We start from the raw sequence: 20,615 nt of genomic DNA, 5'->3' as shown, positions 1-20,615 counted from the left end.
GGGGCGGGTCATTACACCAGGTGATGCTGTGGCCGGCGGCGACGCCAGAGGCCGCCAGCGAGCATCATCAGCAACCCAAGCGGCAGGACTGCGCCGCCCGCGCCAGTCCCCGTGCCCGGGGTGGACGGGCCGGGCGTGACCGGTGGTGTCGTCGCGTTGTCGAAGTTGAACAGCTGCACGCCGCGGCCGAAGGTGGCGGCGAAGAGCTTGCTGTCATCACCGGGCTGCAACACCAGCTGGTTGATGGGCACGTTCGGCAGGTCGCCCAGCGGTGCCCACTCCGTTCCATCCAGGTCGCTGGAGATGAACACGCCGATGTCGGTGCCCACGATCAGCTGTTCGCCCCGCTTGATGATGGCGGTGGTCACCACATCCGGAAGGTTGCCGGAAATGTCGACGAAGCTCTCGCCGGCATCCGTGGACTTGAACACATGGCCGGCACCGATGTTGGTGTTCTCGTCCAGGTAGCCGCCTTCACCGAGCCATCGGGCCGTGGAGTAGCCGCCCAGCGCCGCGTAGACCGTTTGCGGGTCTTCGGGGTCGATCTCCAGGCCATAGATGAAGCGGTTGGGCAGGCCCGCTGCCGTGGCGTGGTGCCAGCCATCTGACGTGCCGGCCTGTGGCGGCAGGTCGCCGCCCACATTGGTGGCAATGCCCGAATCGAACTGCGCGTTGCCGTCTAGCACCGAGCAGCTGCCGCAGTAGGCGACGTAGGCGGCATCGCCCTCCAGATCCAACGAACGATGGCGAGACTGGTAGGGCAGGCCTGTGACCGGGCTGACGCCCAGATCGAACACGTTGACCCAGTTGGTTTCGGTCGTGGCGTCCGTGGTTTCCGCCACCATGGTGCCTGCGGCAATCATGTGGTCCGCATTCTGCGGATCCATGAAGAAGGGCCCCAGGAAGTGCGCCGTGCCCACTTCGGCTTCACCCGGATCGGCAAAGCTGAAGGTTTCGCCGCCGTCATTGGTGCGGTTGATGGACAAGCCAGGCGTTTGCACGAACGCCGTTTGCGAGTCATCCGGGTCCACCGCGGTCCACATGCCGTCGCCGATGTAAATGCGGACCTGTCGGCGGGTGTCGGGCTCGATCTTGCCGGAGGCGTTGTCCTGCAGGCCGTAGTAGACCGTGCCGTCCTTGGCCACGCTGATGCCGTAGTTCATCAGTGTGTAAAAGCCTTCGTTGGCGCCATCTTCCCAGCGGGCATTGCTGAACGGCTGAGTGATCGGATCAGCCGAGTACTGCTTGTAGACGCCGCCGTCGCCACCGGCGAACAGCCACACGCCACCGTTGACCTCATCCGGGATGTAAAAGCCGACATGCTGATCGGGGTGGGTGGTGGTGCCGTTAATAATGCCGTCGTACGTCGGGCAGATCGGCGTGCCGACACCCCCCACATTGCCAATGAGGAACAGGCAGGTGTTGCCGGCGAAGTAGGTGCCGACCACGCCGAAGTCCAGCGGGTTGAGCTGCTGCGTGATGCCATTGATGGGGACGATGCCCGATGACTCGGTCTGCCAGATTTCTTCCAGCCCGAAGGTCAGGCGGGTGGGCGCACCCGTCAGCGGGTCGGTTGCGGTCGGGTCCGGTGCAATCCACAGGTCATACCAGGCCTGGATGCCCGGGCCGACGCCCAGTGCTGCGGCCGCAGCCAGCGATGAACCACCGACCAACCCGCTGGTGAGAATCTCCAGTTCATCGGCCAGCTGCGTCCAGCTTTCGCCAAAGTCGGTGGACACATAAATGCCGTTGAGCGCCGTGCTGCTCAGCGCGCCGGTGTCCTCGACCAGCTCGCAGACGAACTGCGGGTCGCCGGCTGGCAGCTGTTCGCAGGGCAGATCGGGCACTTCGATGCCGCCGCCGATCAGCGAGTCGATATAGGCCACGCCCCCGTTGAGCAGCGCGGCATCCTGGACGATGGCGTAGACGATGTTGTGGTCTTGGTCTTCGCCGCTGGCGATCCCGAACTCCACGCGCCCGATCTTCTCGAACGGCGCAAAGCCGGCCGGGGCCCCGCTGCCGTCATCGATGCGGGCAAAGCTGCCGGCCTCGCCTGTTTGCGATAGGTACAGCCCGTTGCCTGGCGACTGGGGCGTGCCGTCGGCATAGGGCAGGTTGCCCGAGCGATAGCCCACGGCGGCCAGTACCGGGCAGCCGGCCGGGTCACAGGTTTCCTCGGTGGCACCGCCGGGGATCTTCACGACCACATCGGTCACAACATTCGCGAGCTGGCAGGGGCCGGTGAAGTCTTCATTGCCCGCGCATTCGGGGGACACTGGGAGTGCAACATTGGTGAACGTTGCGCCCGCGTCATCGGAGCGGAACAAGCCACCATGGGTGCCGGCGTAGATGATGTTCGGGTTCGACGGGTCGACCGTGATGCGGGACCCCCCGACGCCATCGGGCAGGCCAACGGATTGCTGCCAGGTCTCACCCAAGTCATCGGTGTACAGCGCGCCCAGGCCGACATAGGTATTGCCGCCCTGTACATGCTCACCGGTGAGCACGATCAGCCGGCCGCCCTGAGCGGTCGTCCAGGTCAGCGAGCTGTTGACCAGCGTCGGCAGGTTGTCGCCAATGGGGTACCAAGCATCGCCCAGCGTGCCGACATCGCCGTCAACAGCATCCGAAGCCCAGACACCGCCGGTGCCAACGGAGGCGAACAGGCGCATGGCCTCGGGGTCGTAGGCGAAATCGTCGACACGCCCCGCCACGACGGGTATGCCGTCGTTCGAGCCGTCGGGGAATTGCTCATCAGAGACCTGCGGTCCGATGCCGTACTCCTCCCACTCGCCCTGCGCGTTAGGTACCGCCTTTTGCTGCGTGAGCAGGGCGGCTTTTTGCTCGACGGCCTTGCGGAAGGCCTGGCCGGGATGGCCGGAGGCCTGCAGCTTGGCCTGGCTCCACTGGTCGATCTCGGTCAGAGATTCCGGCAGCCGGCGGTTGGCACAGGTCTGCTCGCCAAACCGGTCATGCAGCCGCTGGGCTGCGGCGTCGCTCAGTCCGGGGTTGAACTCCCGTGCAAATGCCACGGGATCGACCCAGTCATAGCCCGGCGGGCAGGCGTCGGCGGCCAAGGCGGCATCGCCGGATTCAAAAGGATGGATGACAGCCACTGAAACGACTGCCGCAATGGCTGCTGTGCAGCCCAGGCCAAGATAGGAAGCTCGCATAATTAGTCTGGCGGTTGATCGGCACGTTGCGTGCCGAGAAATCAGGATGCGTCAAACGCCCCACGCGTTTAACGCAAACTTTACGCGCAAGCTCCGGGCCTGAACGGCTGTCTCATCGGGAAAATCGTGGTCGCTTCGTCCCAGGTGGGAAAGCGAATCCATAGTTGACTAGGTTGTAGCCGAAATGCCGTCGCTGAGGTCAATCAACTTGCCCAGCTCAGCGAGGTAGAGCCCGAGTCGGGCTTGGTCTCGCCCTCGAAGCTGCGCCAGCAGTCGGCCGTATTGTTGGAGCTGGCCGGTGTACTGAGCGATGGCGTGCGCCTGGTATTGCTTGCGGGCTGTCGGGTCGACAATCGGATGGCGCGTGGTCTTGTAGTCGATGACCCAGAGCTCCCCGGTCGCGGTCTCGAAACAGCGGTCAATCACCGCCGAGACCCACTGCCCGTCGACCCAGCCGGAGATGGCGTACTCGCTGGCATGCCATGGGTGCTCACCCAGCATCCAGGCCGCACAGTCGGTCGCTAGGGTGCGCTCGATCAGGTCGCTGACTCGCGTTGTTGCGATGTCGATTTGATCTTCGGGCATGCCCATGCGCCGAAAGCCCGCGCGCATGGGCGTCTGGCGTGTCCGTCCAGCATCGGACCATTGTTCGATACCGTCGACGATGACGCGTTCCATGGCCTCGTGAAACATGTTGCCGATGAGCGTGGCCTGCAGGTCACCAACGCCGGTGATGGCATCTGGCTCCAGGACCTGCTCGCTGGGCTTGAGCGTCCGGCGTTCAGCCGGTGACCACAGCGGTGGCGGTAAGGGCGCCGACCAGTCGCTGGGCAGTCTGGCCAAGGTCGGGAGCGTGCCGGCCGAGTCCGTGGCGGTGTCCGGCGTCTCGGCGGGCTCTTCCGGCTCCAGTGGTTCGAATGTGGGGGCGAGCACCGGCCATAGCCGGGCCGCAATCGATCGGGCGCGTGGTTTGAACTGGCCACGCGAATCCGTCCCGACCCCTGCGACCAGGTGGAGCGACTCCTGCGCCCGGGTGACCGCAACGTAGAGCAGGCGCATGGCCTCTGCTTCACCGGCATCGCTGGAGAGGCTGTGGAGAAAATCGTACTGGGCGTGGCCCGGCAGCTGCTCATCTTCGGGGCGCGGAATCAGCAGAACGCCATCATCCACGCTGCGGAGGTGTAGCAGCGGGCGGTCTGACCCGCGCGGTGGCCGCCCGCAGCCCACCAGCACGACATGTTCGTATTGCAGTCCCTTGGATTTGTGGATGGTTAGTGCCTCGATCCGGCCCCGGCCGGCGCCTCGGTATAACTGCGCGAGTTGACGCTCGAAGCCCGCCCAGTCATCAAGCTCTCCCCCTCGACAGCATTGTCGGAGCAGCCGGAACAGCCGACGAATGGCATCGAAGTCCTCGCCGGAGACACAGGCCGGGCCCGACAGGGCCGTCCACAAGGCATCGGCCGCGTCGGCAAGATCCGCACGGCGAGATTCGGCCAGTGTCAGCGCGAGCCGCAGGCGCTCCAGGCGTCGCCGGGCGTCTTCGGACAAGGCCTCGGGGAGCGGCGCTCTGAGGCGATCCGGCCAGCTTGCCCCGACCCGGCCGCGTGATAGGACGACCAGGTCTGCCCACTGGAGTCCCACGAATGGTGCTCGCAGCAGCGCGGTCCAGGCCAGGCGGTCTTCTGGGTGACGGAGCGCTCGGATGAGCTGTACGACATCGCGCACGTCGGGTCGATCAGCCAGGGGATCGATGTCCACGGCCTGGACGGGTTCGTCCAGGCGTGCTCGCAGGGCATCCAATACCGGTGTGAGTTGCGGGCGGGTGGCCGCGAGGATGGCAATGCGCTCATTGTTCGGTGTGCTGTGGGCCAGCGCGACGATGGTGTCAACAGCGGCGTTGACCTCGTCGTCGCGCGCAGCACTGGGCACGGCAATGATTTGAACACCGGTTGCGCTGCCGTTTGTCCGGCCAGGTGTGCAGGGCGCATAGGTGACGGTGCCGATGGTGCGGTCTGACCGGTCGGGAAAGAGTCGGCCGAGCTGGCCGTTGAACCAATCGATGAGCGCCGGGGTGCTGCGGAAATTGGCGCTGAGTTGCTCGACGTGCAGCGTCAGCGCGCCGAGCTGGCCTGTCTCGATCAAGCCGACGAACAGCCGGACATCCGCCTTGCGAAAGGCGTAAATCGATTGTTGCGGATCCCCGACCAGGAACAACGAACGGCCATCACCGGGCTGCCAGTTGGCGGTGAGCTCGCGGAGCAGGCGAATCTGCGATTCGCTGGTGTCCTGCATTTCGTCGACCAACAGGTGACGGATCTGGGCGTCGGTGCGGGCGATGGCTTCGCTACCACCTTCGCCGCTGGCCGCGGTAATGGCAGCCAGTGCCACCTCGGTGAAGTCGGCCTCGCTGCGGCTGGCAAACTGCAGTCGTAACTGCGCGTAGGCCAAGCGCAGCACACGCCCGAGGGCCGCCCGTAATGTTCGGCTGTCTTCGGGCAGTGACGGCTCGGGGAGCCGGCGCACGCGATCCAGCAGGCCGCGCAAGGCGTCGCTGTGGGCGCTGGACGCCAAGACCTGCAGCGTGTCGACAAAGGCATCCTTGGCGGCGCGATCCGAGGTCGGGAAGCCCAGCGTTCGGTTGGCGGTGCGGCGCCATTCGCCCTGCCCCGTTAGCAGCAGGTGCGCGACAAATCGCCAAGCCGGTAGCTGGTCGGGGTCTTCGGCCGGCCAGGCGCCGAGATCCAGCTCCGCATGTTGGTCCGGGTCGGGCCAGTGCGTTCGGGCGTGTGCGGCTGCATCGGCAATAGCAACCTGCGCGCCTGGAGGCAAGGCGGCGGCGGTCCGGCGCAGATGATGGCGCACCAAGCTGTGCAGGAGCTGGCGATCAGCGGTGCCCTCCGCGTCCAGCAGCGCATCCAGATGCTCGATCCACTGGTCGCGCTGGGCGAGCAACCCGGTGAGTGCCGGCAGCAGCTGGTCGAGCCGATTATCGGCCCAGGCCAGAACCCGTTGAATGGCCTGTCGGTCTGCCGCCTCTGTGGCGCCGTGGGCCTCGTCCTCGAAGACCGCCAGGACGGCGTCGGTATAAAGCGCCTGTGGGTCCTGGGTGATGGCCATGGGGCCACCGAAGCCGGAGAGGATGGGCAGTCTGACCGCCAGCGTTTGATTGAACGCATCAATGGTCATGGCCTGCAGGCGGTCCGGGTGGCGGCGCAGGGCCCAGCCCTTGGCCCGGTCCTGATCGAGAACGGCCCCGGCATCGGCGTAGAGGCCTTGCAGAAAGGGCTTGTCCGGCACGGGGCCCTCGGCCAACTCCAGCGCCTCGACGATCCGCAGCCGGATCTCGGCGGCGGCCTTGTTGGTAAAGGTGATGCAAACCACCGCTTCCGGAGTGTCGACGCTGGCCAGGGCGCGCAGCGCACGGCGGACGAGCAGGCCGGTTTTGCCGGATCCCGCGGGGGCGATGGTGATGACGTGGCGGTCCAGGCGCAGTGCACGGTCACGGGCCTGCTGATCAGCCGGCGTACTCATGAGGAGGCATCCGTCTCGTCGTGTATTGCCTCGTCCCGGACCAGGACGGCCAACGGGGAGTCCTTGAGGCTGCCGGGCGTGTAGTCAGCTTGCCCGGACAGAAAGGCCTGGGTCAGCCAGCGCAGGCGCGCATGGGTCTGGGTGAGCAGCTCGTCAAAATCGGACTGGCCACGTGGTGTGGGGTCGCCGTCGATCAGGCGGGCGGCCCAGTTGGTCGCCGATGCCAATCTGCGCCGGTAGGCATGCACATGGGCAAAGGCAATCCCGTCGGCGCGGTCGATATGCAGTGCGGCCAGCGCTTCCGGTGTTGCATAAAGCGGGAGCTGGGGTTCGTTCAGGCGGTCGGCTTGCCAGCCACCGGGTTTGACGTCCTTGCCGGTCTTGTAGTCGATGATGAGCAGGCGTTCGCCGTCACGGCTGAGTACGCGGTCCAGCCGATCCACCCGCAGGCTCAACGGCAGGCCTTCGAAGACCAGCTCGGCGCTGCGCTCATGTGCCAGGACCGTGAACGGTTCGCTGCGTCGTTGTTCGTGCAGCATCCAGGCGATCACCAGCCGACCGATGCGTGCACGCTCCGCCTCGATGACGAACCGGGGAAATCGCGACTGCGGCATGGTGTCCGGCAGATGCGAATCCAGAGCACTGGCGACCCGCTCGCGAATCGCCGCCTCGTCCAAGGCCTGGAGCCGTTGCGAATCGCCCAGCTGCTCCCAGACGGCGGCGAGCACGGCATGAATGAGCTGCCCTTGGAGCAGGGGGCTGAGTCCGTGGCCCGGCTCGTCGAGTGGTTCGGCCCCGATACGGTACTGCGCCATGGCTGCGAACAGCGATTGTGCGCAGGCCTTGAGCAGGCCTGTGCCGCCACGGATGCCCTCGGCCAGCGGATCTTCGACGGCGGGAAGTGCGGGTTCCGGCTGCATGTCCAGCGGTGCCGATGCAGTATGTGCTTGCTGCGAGGCCGTGGCCGCTGTCCACTCGACTGGCGGGTCGATGAGCTGCGTCGGACGTCGTTCGGCGCCCGTATCATCAAGGTCGGCAACGCTGAGGGTGAGCGACTGTGTGTCCTCTCCCCAGGCGCGGGTGAGGGCTGTGGCCGCCGCCAGCTGAGTCGTGGGCGTGGCGCCTGGGACCTGGGCCTCACCCAGCAACTCACGGGCGATAAAGGGCTGATTGAGTCGCCGTCCGAGCACGCCCGCCTCGTCGGCGCCAAGGATCCAGCGGTGATCCGCAGGTAGCTCAGCAGCCGCGGCGAAATCGCAGATTACGATGGGCTGCAAGGCCTCGACGCGCGGCGCGAACCGCCGGGCGCGGAGACATTCCCGCAGCCAGCTGACCGCCGCAGTCTGGCTAATCGCGCCCAGTGCGCGATCGAGCACGGCCAGCTGTTGCAGCGCCTCGCGCACCGCTTCTGCACTCTGCCAGGCTGCAGATGCCTGATCGGGCGCCGCGCCCCAGCCGAGGGCCTCCAGACGACGCTGGAAGTGCCGGACCCATTCGCCCGGCGATGCCTGTCGCGGCTCGTCCGCCACTACGCCCCTGAGTTGTTGCCAGCAGGCGGGGGCATCCGGACCGGACTGGGTGACCAGGTCTTGCAGGTGAATGCGTGGCGCACAGCGTTCACGCAGGCGGCGCTCCAGGCGGGCGCAGTCAAGGCGCCTCTCCGCCGACCACAGCGCGCCCGAGAGCAGCAGCCGCGACAGCTGACTCAAGCTGTTATCCCATAGGCGCAGCGAGAGAATGTCGAGCGCTGCCGCCGCCCAGGGATTGTCGGCCAGCTGCGGTGGCTGATCGGTTCGCCAGGCCGGGGGAACGCGGTGTGCGGCGGTGATGCCCAACGTCGTTTGCAGTGCATCGTTGAGCGCCACGCGCTCGGTATCCGGATTCGCGACCGCGATGACCAATCGGGGCGGCGTTGCGGCGGCATCCAGATCTCGCAGCTGTGCCGCCATGGCCTGCGCACAGGCGATGCGTTCCTGCTGGGCATCGGCAAAGCGACGGGCCTCGGGTGGCGGACAAGCGCCCCCCGTTGGTGCGGACTCGATGTGTGTGCCGGCCTGGGCCAGGGCATCGAGGGCCTGTTGCTGGGCCGGCGAAAGTCGGTAGGCGCTGGACAGGTCTAATCGCAGCGTGGCGGGTGCCTGGATCGCGCCGGCCTGCAAGCGTTGAACAAAGGCCTGAGGCAGCGCCGCCTGTGTGAGTTCGCCACGTGCTTGCCGTTCGCTGGCTAGCGCGCGGTGCCAGCGCTGAAAGGCGGCCTGCTCCGGGGTCCAGGCCGGTGCCTGGTCGAGGTTGAGGTGGTAGCTGGCGACCAGACGATCCGCCGCGCGCAGCTGGCGCGCGATACTGCGCGAGGACAGCAGTTGCTCGCCCAGCGGGTCGGCTTCAACACAGGCCATCCACTGCGCCAGCTCTTGCACCGGATGCAAGACCTGCTCGTCCGGCCAGCTGGCCGCCCAGGTATCCGAGAGCCAGCGATCCAGCGACAAAATCTGCGGGGATTCCCAGACCGACTGCCCGGCATCGCGTGCGGCGAGCGCCGCCTGTGTCCGACGAATGCGGGCGCGGGATTCAGTAGACGTAAGCGTTAGCACGCGGAAGACTCGACACGCATGTGGCGCAGTGTACGTCAGCGGAAGCGGGAGCCGGTGTTCTGGGGGCTGCCCCAAAAAAGATGGCCCGGTGCAAGCACCGGGCCGAGTACGAAGGCAATGAACGTGAGGGACGACTGGGGAACCATCACTTCACGTCGGCATCCAGCCAGCGGCTCTTGGCCAACCGCTCAAACCAGGCGTTCCTTGCCCGGCGACCTTCGAAATTGGAACCTTGCTAGGTTCGAAATCACCATCCTTGCTCGCGCCCGTTCTAACCATCCCTGGACTCCGTGTCCCTGAACAGGCCCGGCCTATTATGCGCGCTTCACAAAACATTTCCATGTCAGTCCGTCGGACTGCCCGAATGTCAGATAACTCCTACAGATGAAAGCATTGCTGCAGCGCGTCAACAACGCCTCCGTGACCGTGGATGGGGTCGTTGTCGGCGCAATCAAGAGCGGAACCCTGGCCCTGGTCGGCGTGGAGCCCGATGACAATGTTGCTCGCGCCGAGCGGCTTGCGCAGCGCATGCTGTCCTACCGCATGTTTCCGGATGACCAGGGACGCATGAACTGTTCTCTGGCGGATGTCGGGGGCGGCCTGTTACTGGTGTCGCAGTTCACGCTGGTGGCCGACACGCGCAAGGGCAACCGACCGGGATTCTCCACCGCCGCACCGCCCGCGGTCGCCCAGCCCCTATTCGAGCATCTGGTGCAGTGTTGCAGGCACGGATTGCCGATGGTCGAAACCGGCCGCTTCGGCGCCGATATGCAGGTCGCATTGGTGAACGATGGGCCTGTCACCTTCTGGCTATCGGCGTAGTTGGGGCGATCGGCCGCGTCGGGAAAGGCCATGCCCGTTTGCCAGTGAGGTACATCGGAGTATCCTTCGCCCGACACCTGCCCCGATGCTCGCATGAACCCGCGGATTGCGGATGTCGCGCGCGATACGCAAGAAACGCAGATCGCAGCGCGCATCAACCTTGATGGCACCGGCCAGACCGATCTGGCGACCGGTATTCCGTTCTTTGATCACATGCTCGATCAGATCGGGCGACATGGTCTGATCGACTTGTCGGTGAAGGCCACCGGTGACCTGGATGTCGATGATCATCACACCGTTGAGGACACCGGTATCGTGCTGGGCCAGGCGGTGGCCAAAGCCGTGGGCGACAAGCGGGGGATCACCCGTTATGCCCATGCCTACGTGCCGCTGGATGAAGCGCTGTCTCGGGTGGTGATCGACTTCTCTGGCCGGCCGGGGCTGCACTACTTCGTGGACTACCCACGGGCCCGGATCGGGGCGTTTGACGTTGACCTGATCTCCGAGTTCTTCCAGGGATTCGTGAACCACGCCCAGGTCACCCTGCACATCGATAACCTGCGTGGCGTGAACGCGCATCATGTTGCCGAAACCGTGTTCAAGGCGTTTGGCCGTGTGCTGCGGGCCGCCACCACGCTGGATCCGCGGGCTGCGGGTCAGATGCCTTCCACCAAGGGCACGCTCTAGCGAGCGAGCCTCACTGCTCTTGCACTACGAGTCTGGACTTGCCGTGAACCGTTTGTTGCTTAGCGTCTGTGCCCCAAAGCCCTTCGGGTCGGAGACCGTCTGATGGCGTCGATTGGGATCATCGATTACGGCATGGGAAATCTACATTCCCTGTCCAAGGCGATTTCTCGCGTCTCGGCTGAAGACCGCGTCGAGGTCACCTACGACCCTGACAAGTTGGTTCGGGCCGAGCATCTGGTGCTGCCGGGTGTCGGTGGTGCCAAGCATTGCATGCAGGAGCTGCAGCGCCTGGAGCTCGATGCCTTCGTACGGGAAGCCGCCGGCCGCGTGCCGATTCTCGGCGTCTGCCTGGGCATGCAGATCATGCTCGAGCATTCGGATGAGAACGGCGGCGCCGACACGCTGGGCCTGTTCGAGGGGACTGTCGAAGCGTTTCCTGAACCGGGTCCACAGGACGAGGGCGCCGATCGGTTCAAGGTGCCGCACATGGGCTGGAACCAGGTGCGCCACACGCGCGCGCATCCGTTGTTGGAAGGTGTGTCTGAGGATGCATGGTTCTACTTCGTGCATAGCTACCGTGCACGCCCAGTGCACGATGCCGATGTCCTGGGCGTGACCCGTCACGGCCTCGATTTCGCCTCCGTGCTGATCAAGCCCAATATCTTCGCTGTTCAATTTCATCCAGAGAAAAGCCAGGGAGCCGGAATGACGCTTCTCGCCAACTTCGTGCACTGGGACGGGCAGGCCTGACATGTTGTTAATCCCCGCAATTGACCTCAAGGATGGCCAGTGCGTGCGTTTACGCCAGGGCCGCATGGACGACGTGACGGTGTTCTCCGATGACCCGGTGGACGTCGCGCGCAAGTGGATCAAGGCCGGTGCGCGCCGCTTGCATCTGGTCGATCTGGATGGCGCCATCGCCGGCGAGCCGAAGAACCTGGCGGCCATTCAGGCGATTACCGAAGCCGCCAATGCGATGGGCGATATTCCTGTCCAGGTGGGTGGCGGCATTCGTGACGAGGATGCTGTTGTGGCCTGTCTTGAGGCCGGGGTGCAGTACGTCATCCTCGGCACCAAGGTGATCAACGAGCCGCACCTGCTGGCGGACCTGTGCATCGAGTTTCCCCGCCACATTCTTGTGGGCCTGGACGTGCGCGACGGCAAGGTCGCGGTGGATGGCTGGAGCAAGCTGTCCCAGCATGATTTGCTCGATCTGGCGCAGCACTTCGAGCGCGACGGCGCCGAGGCCTTTATCTACACCGACATTCACCGCGACGGGATGATGCAGGGTGTGAATGTCGAAGGGACCCGCGAGCTGGCCGAGGCCGTGGCGGTGCCGGTGTTCGCCTCTGGCGGGATTTCGGACATCGAGGATATTCGCAAGCTGGCCAAGATCCAGGATTCAGGCGTCGCCGGCGCGGTGATTGGTCGGGCGCTCTACGAGGGCAAGCTGGATCTCGGTGAAGCCCAGGCGCTGGTGGACGAGGCCCAAGCCCCGTCATGACCAGCGGTCTGGCCAAGCGCATCGTGCCCTGCCTGGATGTGGACAAGGGGCGGGTGGTCAAGGGCGTCAAGTTTGTCGATATCAAAGACGCTGGCGATCCGGTCGAGGTGGCCCGCCGCTACGATCAGCAAGGCGCTGACGAGCTGGTCATTCTGGACATCACCGCCAGCTCCGATAATCGCGAGACGCTGATTCACGTGGTTGAAGCCGCTGCGGCGCAGATTTATATCCCGCTGACCGTGGGTGGCGGCGTGCGCACCAATGCGGATGTTCGTGCCCTGCTCAATGCCGGGGCAGACAAGGTGTCGATTAACACGGCAGCGGTGGATCGGCCTGAGTTCGTCTCGGAGGCCGCCGAGCGTTACGGCTCGCAGTGCATTGTCGGTGCCATCGATGCCCGCCGCCCCAAGAAGAAGCGCAAGCAGGATGCGGCGCCCACGGGTTGGCATGTCTACACCCATGGCGGGCGGAAATCGACCGGCATGGATGCCGTGGAGTGGGCGCAGCGTCTGGTTGAATTGGGTGCGGGCGAAATCCTGCTGACCAGCATGGACCGCGACGGCACCAAAGAAGGTTTCGATGTCGACCTGACCCGCGCCGTGGCCGATGCGGTGCCGGTGCCGGTCATCGCCTCCGGCGGGGTTGGTGCGCTGGATGATTTGTACGATGGGCTGATGGCCGGGCATGCGGATGCGGTGCTGGCTGCCAGCATTTTCCATTTTGGCCAGCACACCGTGGGCGAAGCCAAGGACTACCTGGCCGGGCGGGGCGTGCCCGTGCGGCGCTAGCGATACTCAGGGCGGTGCGAGCCACCTGGGCCTTGCCGATGCCCGGCTCCCGCTTCAAGGTTTTCACGATTCTGCAATCTGCAGAAGGTGCAATATGTCTTCTTCCGACATCCTCGCCGAACTTGACACGCTGTTAGCTGAGCGGCGTCAGGCGTCTCCTGAACAATCGTATGTCGCCCGTCTGCATGCAGGTGGACCGGCGGCGATTGGCAAGAAAGTGGGCGAAGAGGCGGCGGAAGTGATCATCGCCGGCATGTCACCGTCGGCCGAGGGGTTGGTCCACGAGGTTGCGGATTTGTGGTTCCACTCGATGGTCCTACTCAATCACCACGCGCTGGATGCCTCGATGGTGCTCGCCGAGTTGCAGCGCCGTTTCGGTGTGTCCGGTCTTGAAGAAAAGGCAGCGAGAGCTGCGGAGGGCAAGTAGTCATGGGTCTAGGCGGAATCAGTATGTGGCAGCTGTTGATCATTCTTGCGATTGTGCTGCTGGTGTTCGGCACCAAACGCGTGCGCAATCTGGGCGGTGATCTCGGCGGCGCCATCAAGGGCTTCAAGTCGGCGATGAAGGACGGCGAGGAAGAGCAGGCCAAGCAGGACGGCCAGTCTGACGAGCCCGCGCAGCCAGCGTCGCTGTCGGCTGCACAGTCGGAGTCGGCCGAGTCATCGGACACCAAAACCGGCGAGCGACAGTCCTCCTGACGCCTGGTTTTAGCTAAGCCATGTTCGATATCGGATTCTGGGAGCTGCTGCTGATCTTCAGCATTGCGCTCATCGTGCTGGGGCCTGAGCGCCTGCCAACCGCCGCACGCACGGTGGGGCGGTGGACCGGCCGGGCCCGGGCGTTTGTCCGGAATCTGACAACCGAGCTGGAGCGCGAAACGCGCAAGTCGGAAGCGGCCAAATCCTTTGCCGAAGCGCAGCGGGTCATGAAGCAGTCGGTCGCCGACATCAACGTGAAGAGCGACGATGGGAAGACCGAGACATCTGCGCAAAAAGACACCCCCAAACAGGCTCAATCGGGTGAGTAACAGCCTGGGCGGCGACGCGCCTTTGTTGTCGCATTTACTGGAGCTGCGGACGCGGCTGATCCGGGCCATGTTGGGCGTCATCGTGGTGTTCCTGCCGCTGGCTTTCTTCGCCCAGCCCATCTTTTCGTATCTGGCAGGGCCGCTGCTGGCGCAGATGCCTGCTGGCACCAGCATGATTGCCACCGAAGTGGCGGCGCCATTCCTGACACCTTTCAAACTGGCGATGCTCCTGGCCGTGGTCATCGCCATGCCCTGGGTGCTTTACCAAATTTGGGCCTTCGTCGCGCCTGGGCTCTACAAGTCGGAACAACGTCTGGCGGTGCCGCTGCTGCTGTCCAGTTCGCTGTTGTTCTACCTGGGCATTGCCTTCGCCTACTTCGTCGTGTTTCCGCTGATATTCGGTTTTCTGGTGTCGGTGGCACCGGAGGGCGTGGCGGTGATGACGGACATCAGTCGCTATCTCGACTTTGTCATCAAGCTGTTTCTGGCCTTCGGGGCCGCCTTCGAAACACCGGTGGCCATCGTGCTGATGGTCTGGGCGGGTTTCACCACGCCCGGTGCACTCAAGCAGAAACGCCCCTACGTGCTGGTTGCCGTGTTCACGCTCGGCATGCTGCTCACCCCGCCAGACATCGTGTCGCAGACGCTACTGGCGCTGCCGGCGTACATCCTGTTCGAGATCGGGATTATCGCGGCGCAGATTCTGGTGCCGGGGTCGCGGGAGGTCGACGCGCAGCGTCAGGCCGAAAAGAAGCAGCGGGATTCCGGTTGAGGTCACCGCCGGCTAGTTGGCGTCAAATGGGGGGGCAGTGTCGGCGCGCGGAGGACGGGAGTAGCGATTGACGAGCGTGCGACCGTATCAACAGATGGCTATTCATTGTGCATCCCATCGACGGCATACAGAGCCAGGTGATCTGCTTTCATGCCACCTTCACGAAGGGTGTGGATCGCCGTATTGAAGTCGTTTAGCAATTGGGTGCCTGAATCACCAGTCAGAATGCGGTGTTTCATGCGGATTGCTTCGACCATCACATCCCAAAGCACAGTGTCCGGGGCTCCTTTCTCAAGTAGGTCCGGGTGGAGTGTGTCCAAGAGTGCACCAGATTCTTGCGTTTCTTCGATTTGCAGTAGGGCGACGGCGAGGTAATAGCTGAGGACATTCGATGCCGGCGCCTGATCACCCACGAGTTGAACGAACACGTTACGCACCTCCCGCAATCCTGCGATCGCATCCGATGCATTGCCGAGCAAGGTATTGAGCCAGTTGGCATTGGCTTTGGCGCCCAGACAATGCATTTGGTGATCTCCGTGCTGCGCGCAGAATGCACGTTCGGCCAGCGCGGTCTGCGCGTATGCCTCCTGTGACAGGCCTTGCGAGGCGTAGCTGCTGCCCAAAACCATCCGAACCTCAGCGATGATGGAATGATCAGGGGCGTAGAACTCGCTCAGGTCAGTGATGAGCTGCAATAGCATGGGCTCAGCTTCTTCAGCACGTCCCGCGTACACCAACGCCCGGGCGTAGATATCGCGTGCCCGCGTGGCGATCCAAGGAGAGAGTGACGCCTCATTCACAAGTGCGCCATCCTCGAAAAGCGCGTCCAGTAGCGCGACTGCCTTGTCCTGTTGCCCTGAGAAGGAGTAACACTGGGAGAGGTCCATCTGAAGCATGAGTCCACTGGTGTGGTCGTTCGGCGTAAAAGCGCCGTGTAGTTCAATCGCGCGCTCGAACCATGGGATGGCAGCTGCCGCGTCGTTTTGATGGAGGTGCAGCTGACCGTGGATGTTGTTGGCCTGGACAACAACAGCACCTGCGACCTCTGGGTCCAGGCCTCCGTTCGAATCCGCTTTGGCGAGAACTGCGCGCGCTTGGTCGAAATCACTTTGGGCAAATAGCGCCTGTGCCAATTCGTACTGCATCCTCAAGGTCTCGGGCGCAGATTCGCCTTCCTGCGTTTCGAGGTGCTCCACAATCTCTGACAATAGTTTTGCTGAGGCTTCGTGATCTTTGAGGCCATCGTAGATTTGTGAAAGCGACTGCATGATGGCGATCCGAACATCTGGGTCCTCATGAAACCGCTGATCCAGCAATCCGGCCGCGTTTTCAAGCGCATCGTGAATGCTGGTGTCCGGACGCACGCCAGGTGTGCGTGGGTCGGCATTGATCAACACATCGCGTAAGAAATCTGTAGACGCCTGCGCTTGCCGCGCGCGTGTCGCAGCTTCGTCGCGCGCAGCGGCGACATGCCGAGATTGGACCAAGCTCAACGTCAGCGCCACGGCTAGCAAGGCAATGGATGCCAGTATCCAAGGGCGGCGAGCTCGGGTGCGCTCCAGTTCTTGCGCTGCCCGTTGTGCTTCGCGCTCCGACGCTTCCAATCGTTCGGCTTCTTTGCGACGCGCAGCCAAATTGAGCAGTCGCTCGGTTAGATCGGACACACTGGCCAGTCGCCGCACCGGATGGCCATCTGTAGCGCGAGCGATATCTTCCCGAAGCAACGCATCGTCTATGTCGTATTCCCATCCCGGTGCCATGGGGCGCGATAAATCGCCGACGAGTATCTGATAGAGCATGGTGCCCAATGCATAGACGTCGCTTTGCACGGTAGGCGCGTGTCCTGCGACCAGTTCGGGTGCCAGATAAAGTGGCGTGCCGCTGCTGGAGTCTCCGCCAATTCCTTGAGTCAGCGTCAGGCCCAGGCTGGTGATTCCGAGTTCGTCTAGTCGACCGGGTTCCAACAGGCGGCTACTACCGAAATCGGTTAATCGAGTGCGCCATGAACCGTCTTCATCAGCAACCAGCACGTTGCCGGGTTTTAAATCCTTGTGAAGAACTCCCACGCTGTGCGCCGCCGAAACGGTGTCGCAAATCTGGACGAAGAACGCCAAGCGTTCATCCCGTGACATGTTGTCCAGCGCGTGATGGGTTTGCGCCCAATCCGAAAGGTTTTGTCCGCCGAATTCGCACTCCAGAAAGAATGGTGCGGTTTCGAAATTCCAGTCGATGATGCGGACAAAATCGTTACGTTCCCCCAGGCTCTCACGCAAAACGCGGAACAATGTCGCCTCCCGTTTAAGGGATGACAGGCGGCTGCCGTCTGGGCTGAACTTGTAAACGCGTCGCTCACCTGTCTTGTTGTGCTGTGCCAACCAGACTTCACTGCTGCCGGACGGACTCAGCTGCTGGACCAGCTGAAAGTGATCACGGCCAGGCACTTTTGCGCCAGGCGTCAGATCCATTTGGCTCGCGTGGGCACGTCCGACGGCTACGCGCTCAACCGGAACGGCCAATCGGTACCCCACTCTGGGAACAGTCACGATGATTTTCGTGCCCTCGTCTCCGAAGACCTTGCGTAACTTTCCGATGGCGGTGGCTAGAACATGATCGACCGTCACCCGCCCCTGCCACACCGACTCGAACAGTTCTTCTTTGGTGACGACTTCACCTGCGTGTCGTAGCAACTGAGCGAGGACTTGCAGTGGTTTTTGTTCGACATCGACTGCGAGTCCCGATACGCGCAGCTCCAGTCTCGCCTCATCGAACTGCATGTCGCCAAACCGCCAGCGATACAGGTGGCTGCTTTCGCTCATTTCATCATTCCCCAAGCGTGATTCGGAAAACGCCGAAACCCTTTTATTTGTCCAGCCCGGTGTGCCGAGCGTTTTTAACCATATCGCGTATCTGTGGTCCTCGGAAAGGGTGGCTTGAAGGTTTCTTGAAACCAGCTTGAGGACTCTCGGGTATCAATACCGGCAGTCTTTTCATCAGCACTCGAGGTCGATCGGCTTTGGCTCGGTTCAGGGGTTTACTTCAATCGCAGCCAAGCCAGCCGGACTCTCGTGAATCAGCCTTTCATGACCAAGAGGGATGCACGATGAAATCTAAAAGAGCAGTCGTACAGGAGCGGATGATATCCGTGCTGATGTTCAGTCTGGTGCTGGCGGGCTGCGTCGCAGCAGGTGGGTCCGCACAGATCAAGCCAGACGATGTCGCAACCCTGAAGGAAGGCGTCACCACATTGTCCGAAGTCAGGGCAATGTTTGGTGACCCGATTCAGACGGGCCTGACATCTGATGGTCATCGAGAGTTCTACTATCAACATTCGAAGACCGTCGTGAACCCCGCAACCTACATCCCCTTCGTTGGTTCGTTTCTCGGAAATAGTGATACCGATTTCCAGAAACTCACGATCATTTTCGACGAGAACGATGTCGTCGAACACTTCCTGTACGACGAGACGAGTCAGGAAACGAAGACGCCGTTGGGTTTTTAGCGGATTTCAGTTGGTCGTGTGCCGCTGGAATTAATCAACTGAAGGGTGTGGCAATGCCAATTCTGTTCGAAACCGAATGGTTTGTCTGGAAGGTCGAGAACGACCATTCATCCCGGGGAAGCGATAACAGAAAATTCGACAAGGGAATCTGGGACCGCAACGACTGGACGATCAATGAGCAGTCGATGGAGCGAGGCCTAGCGCTGCTCGCTCGGAAATGCATGGCGGATAACTTGGAAATCAAGTCCGTGCTTCCACTCAACGGGGCCCGCTCATATGACTACTCGCGCTCAAGTACCCATTCCTGGGGCACAGGAACTGGTGGAGGTGGTTGGGGCTGGGGGCTCGGGTATGGCTGGGGCGTCACTTTGTGCAAGGGCTTTGTCGCGCTGCTGCAACGGCGGGTTGAGGTTCGTACAGAGGATTACGAGGCTCGGCTTCGAGAAAACAGATTGAAGGCATCCATCGCTGAGAAGCTGCGTTTGATCGAGGAGCTGTCCGCGCGTGCGCAAGCCGCGCCGGAAGTACAGAAAAAGACAGAGAAGCAAGGCCTGATCGGTAAAAAGGAAACCTGGCTTGTCGGGGACCAAGCGTTCAAGTCAGAAGCGGACGCGACCGCGTTCGCACAGTCCCTGGCGAAAAAGCAGCTCGTTGATATTCAGCAACCCATCGCCGAAGCCAACGCTGAGATCGAGGCCTTGCAAGCCGAACTCGCCGCGCTGGACGGAAAGGCATCCAAAGGCACCAGTTGATCGGGTGTCCGCTACCTCACTACATGTACGGGAGATTGAAATGCTCGGAGTCTTACGCATTGGAAGGCGGCTGCTAGCGCTCATCATCGCGCCGCTGCTCATCATCACGGTTGCTGGTTGCGGCTCCGGTCTGAACGGCACGTATACGGATGAAATGGGCATCGTTGAGTACCAGTTCAAACCGAACGGGACTGCACGGATGAACACCATGGGAACCGTCATGGAGCTCGAGTACACGATCGACGGCAATGAACTCCACCTCGAAATGATGGGCGGTGTCAGCCAGATCTTCCGCATCGAGGGCGATGCGGAAGCGCTCGTCGGCCCCATGGGCGTGACGCTGAGTCGTCAGTCGGACTGATCGTCACTACGTTTTGGCGAGCAGGATTCGCCACCTCTATACCAGCAGGAGAGTAACAATGAGAAAAATTCTGTTTTTCGATTCGATGGTTACGCCGCGGATCATTACCATGGTGTATTGGCTGCTTCTATTTTTTGTTGCTTGGAGTGGCGTTGGATTCATGTTTATTGGATTCGGAGGATTTTCATTCGGTAAATTCTTGCTTGGTCTTTGTATTATGGGCGGCGGGGCGATAGGCGTCCGTATCTGGTGCGAACTACTAATTGTGCTGTTCAAAATGAACGAGTCTTTGCAGGATATCCGTAATCGGGCGCAATCAGCAATCTGAGAATTTCATTACAGATCAGGAAGAATGCTCGTTTCCACTGTACGGCGCGTTTTTCAAATGTCTAAACGACAGAGGGTAGCATCCATGATAATGGGGAAGTGTTTCAGAAAATTGCCTGCAATTTGCATTTTAACTGCTCTGGTCGGGTGTGGTGCAAGCGATCCAGAAGAAAATGGCGCCGACGCTATGGGCCAAGCTGAGTCCGCCAATATCCATGACACCGCCGCTCAATGCCCGCCGCGACTAGCGGCATCAGACAAAGTGAATAGCTACCCAACGCACGATATCGTTGGCATTGAATTGGGTATGAGGGTCGACGATGTTCAGAAACTCCTCGCTTGCCGCGACCCAAAGCCTGAAATTATTTTTGGCGAATCTCCGTATTTACGGACCAATACGCACGATATAGAGCTACGCTCGTCCATCAACACCTTCGTTGGGCCGAAGGACGCGGAGTGCGTTCGCAATGCGTCTCGCTATCTATTTGACTCTGGAACTGGCGGCAGGCCCCGTTGCGAGCACGGATACCGGAACCCCAACCCTGACAGAATGCACATCGTCTTTACCGGACTCCCTGGGAAGGAGCGTGTTCGCGCGATCTGGCGAAACCGCTATTTCGAAGAGGGTACTCCGTAGGCTCAGGAAACAAGTGCAACACTATCCAAAAAGAGTGTTGCCATGTCATCCAGCTACCATCACCTGAGCCCAGAAGAGCGTGCGACCATCATGATTCAGCACGGCCAGGGCGCCACGCTTAGTTCCATCGCACGCCTGTTGGG

17 protein-coding genes and 1 pseudogene are annotated in these 20,615 nt (G+C 62.3%); 14 read left to right on the top strand and 4 right to left on the bottom strand.

Annotated features, from left to right (window positions below; all coding sequences use genetic code 11):
• Window positions 1-11: 11 nt before the first annotated feature.
• From DEH80_RS11690 to DEH80_RS11680, 3 genes are all read right to left on the bottom strand, one after another.
• Window positions 12-3,116 carry a beta propeller repeat protein gene (locus tag DEH80_RS11690; protein WP_133249222.1) on the bottom strand — a complete coding sequence of 1,035 codons (3,105 nt, stop codon included), beginning with the start codon at window positions 3,114-3,116 and terminating at the stop codon, window positions 12-14.
• A 225-nt stretch (window positions 3,117-3,341) separates the two neighbouring features.
• A complete protein-coding gene (locus DEH80_RS11685) occupies window positions 3,342-6,704 on the bottom strand; it encodes a UvrD-helicase domain-containing protein (RefSeq protein ID WP_109720686.1) in 3,363 nt (1,120 codons plus the stop codon).
• On the bottom strand, window positions 6,701-9,295 hold the full coding sequence (locus DEH80_RS11680) for a PD-(D/E)XK nuclease family protein (protein ID WP_165831446.1): 2,595 nt from the start codon (window positions 9,293-9,295) through the stop codon (window positions 6,701-6,703). The genes DEH80_RS11685 and DEH80_RS11680 overlap by 4 nt, the downstream gene beginning before the upstream one ends.
• A 384-nt stretch (window positions 9,296-9,679) precedes the next feature.
• Here DEH80_RS11680 and dtd point away from each other — a divergent pair, with 384 nt between their 5' ends.
• The 9 genes and pseudogenes from dtd to tatC all read left to right on the top strand — a co-directional run.
• On the top strand, window positions 9,680-10,117 hold the full coding sequence (gene dtd / locus DEH80_RS11675) for a D-aminoacyl-tRNA deacylase (protein ID WP_109720684.1): 438 nt from the start codon (window positions 9,680-9,682) through the stop codon (window positions 10,115-10,117).
• 93 nt (window positions 10,118-10,210) lie between these two features.
• Complete coding sequence (hisB, locus tag DEH80_RS11670; RefSeq protein ID WP_109720683.1) at window positions 10,211-10,804, top strand: imidazoleglycerol-phosphate dehydratase HisB; 594 nt, start codon at window positions 10,211-10,213, stop codon at window positions 10,802-10,804.
• A gap of 102 nt (window positions 10,805-10,906) precedes the next feature.
• Window positions 10,907-11,554: an imidazole glycerol phosphate synthase subunit HisH gene (gene hisH / locus DEH80_RS11665; protein ID WP_109720682.1), complete on the top strand. Its 648-nt coding sequence runs from the start codon at window positions 10,907-10,909 to the stop codon at window positions 11,552-11,554.
• A 1-nt stretch (window position 11,555) separates the two neighbouring features.
• Window positions 11,556-12,308 (top strand): 1-(5-phosphoribosyl)-5-[(5-phosphoribosylamino)methylideneamino]imidazole-4-carboxamide isomerase, encoded by a 753-nt coding sequence (gene hisA / locus DEH80_RS11660; protein ID WP_109720681.1) that lies wholly within the window; start codon window positions 11,556-11,558, stop codon window positions 12,306-12,308.
• On the top strand, window positions 12,305-13,096 hold the full coding sequence (gene hisF, locus DEH80_RS11655; protein ID WP_109720680.1) for an imidazole glycerol phosphate synthase subunit HisF: 792 nt from the start codon (window positions 12,305-12,307) through the stop codon (window positions 13,094-13,096). Before hisA ends, hisF begins: the two co-directional genes overlap by 4 nt.
• A gap of 94 nt (window positions 13,097-13,190) precedes the next feature.
• A complete protein-coding gene (locus tag DEH80_RS11650) occupies window positions 13,191-13,523 on the top strand; it encodes a phosphoribosyl-ATP diphosphatase (RefSeq protein ID WP_109720679.1) in 333 nt (110 codons plus the stop codon).
• Window positions 13,524-13,525: 2 nt separating this feature from the next.
• Window positions 13,526-13,795, top strand: coding sequence for a Sec-independent protein translocase subunit TatA (gene tatA / locus DEH80_RS11645; protein WP_109720678.1), 270 nt, complete (start codon window positions 13,526-13,528; stop codon window positions 13,793-13,795).
• A 20-nt stretch (window positions 13,796-13,815) separates the two neighbouring features.
• Window positions 13,816-14,124, top strand: coding sequence for a Sec-independent protein translocase protein TatB (gene tatB, locus DEH80_RS11640; RefSeq protein WP_109720677.1), 309 nt, complete (start codon window positions 13,816-13,818; stop codon window positions 14,122-14,124).
• A pseudogene (gene tatC / locus DEH80_RS11635) lies at window positions 14,063-14,893 on the top strand (twin-arginine translocase subunit TatC); the annotation flags it as partial. The gene tatB and the pseudogene tatC, both read left to right, overlap by 62 nt.
• A 101-nt stretch (window positions 14,894-14,994) precedes the next feature.
• On the opposite strand, the gene DEH80_RS11630 reads toward tatC, so the two are convergent.
• Complete coding sequence (locus DEH80_RS11630; protein WP_109720675.1) at window positions 14,995-17,712, bottom strand: protein kinase domain-containing protein; 2,718 nt, start codon at window positions 17,710-17,712, stop codon at window positions 14,995-14,997.
• Window positions 17,713-17,996: 284 nt separating this feature from the next.
• On the opposite strand from DEH80_RS11630, the gene DEH80_RS11625 reads away from it, so the two are divergent.
• The 5 genes from DEH80_RS11625 to DEH80_RS17815 form a co-directional block, all read left to right on the top strand.
• Entirely contained in the window at window positions 17,997-18,395 is a 399-nt protein-coding gene (locus DEH80_RS11625) for an outer membrane protein assembly factor BamE (RefSeq protein WP_133249221.1), read from the top strand.
• Between the two features lie 53 nt (window positions 18,396-18,448).
• A complete protein-coding gene (locus DEH80_RS11620; RefSeq protein ID WP_109720673.1) occupies window positions 18,449-19,147 on the top strand; it encodes a hypothetical protein in 699 nt (232 codons plus the stop codon).
• Between the two features lie 40 nt (window positions 19,148-19,187).
• Complete coding sequence (locus DEH80_RS11615; protein WP_109720672.1) at window positions 19,188-19,508, top strand: hypothetical protein; 321 nt, start codon at window positions 19,188-19,190, stop codon at window positions 19,506-19,508.
• 58 nt (window positions 19,509-19,566) lie between these two features.
• Complete coding sequence (locus tag DEH80_RS11610; protein WP_109720671.1) at window positions 19,567-19,836, top strand: DUF4282 domain-containing protein; 270 nt, start codon at window positions 19,567-19,569, stop codon at window positions 19,834-19,836.
• 678 nt (window positions 19,837-20,514) lie between these two features.
• A partial coding sequence (locus DEH80_RS17815; RefSeq protein ID WP_133249220.1) for a helix-turn-helix domain-containing protein occupies window positions 20,515-20,615 on the top strand: 101 nt, incomplete at its 3' end.

The sequence above is a fragment of the Abyssibacter profundi genome, from assembly GCF_003151135.1.
GTDB lineage: Bacteria > Pseudomonadota > Gammaproteobacteria > Nevskiales > OUC007 > Abyssibacter > Abyssibacter profundi.
The sequence above is the reverse complement of the archived record's forward strand: the minus strand, read 5'-3'. Positions and strand labels throughout refer to the sequence as shown.

Bases quoted from the DNA above. Each gene is read 5' to 3' on its own strand.
- DEH80_RS11685 (WP_109720686.1), bottom strand. From the start codon at position 6,704: ATGAGTACGCCGGCTGATCAGCAGGCCCGTGACCGTGCACTGCGCCTG.
- dtd (WP_109720684.1), top strand. From the start codon at position 9,680: ATGAAAGCATTGCTGCAGCGCGTCAACAACGCCTCCGTGACCGTGGAT.
- hisB (WP_109720683.1), top strand. From the start codon at position 10,211: ATGAACCCGCGGATTGCGGATGTCGCGCGCGATACGCAAGAAACGCAG.
- hisH (WP_109720682.1), top strand. From the start codon at position 10,907: ATGGCGTCGATTGGGATCATCGATTACGGCATGGGAAATCTACATTCC.
- hisA (WP_109720681.1), top strand. From the start codon at position 11,556: ATGTTGTTAATCCCCGCAATTGACCTCAAGGATGGCCAGTGCGTGCGT.
- hisF (WP_109720680.1), top strand. From the start codon at position 12,305: ATGACCAGCGGTCTGGCCAAGCGCATCGTGCCCTGCCTGGATGTGGAC.
- DEH80_RS11650 (WP_109720679.1), top strand. From the start codon at position 13,191: ATGTCTTCTTCCGACATCCTCGCCGAACTTGACACGCTGTTAGCTGAG.
- tatA (WP_109720678.1), top strand. From the start codon at position 13,526: ATGGGTCTAGGCGGAATCAGTATGTGGCAGCTGTTGATCATTCTTGCG.
- tatB (WP_109720677.1), top strand. From the start codon at position 13,816: ATGTTCGATATCGGATTCTGGGAGCTGCTGCTGATCTTCAGCATTGCG.
- DEH80_RS11630 (WP_109720675.1), bottom strand. From the start codon at position 17,712: ATGAGCGAAAGCAGCCACCTGTATCGCTGGCGGTTTGGCGACATGCAG.
- DEH80_RS11625 (WP_133249221.1), top strand. From the start codon at position 17,997: ATGAAATCTAAAAGAGCAGTCGTACAGGAGCGGATGATATCCGTGCTG.
- DEH80_RS11620 (WP_109720673.1), top strand. From the start codon at position 18,449: ATGCCAATTCTGTTCGAAACCGAATGGTTTGTCTGGAAGGTCGAGAAC.
- DEH80_RS11615 (WP_109720672.1), top strand. From the start codon at position 19,188: ATGCTCGGAGTCTTACGCATTGGAAGGCGGCTGCTAGCGCTCATCATC.
- DEH80_RS11610 (WP_109720671.1), top strand. From the start codon at position 19,567: ATGAGAAAAATTCTGTTTTTCGATTCGATGGTTACGCCGCGGATCATT.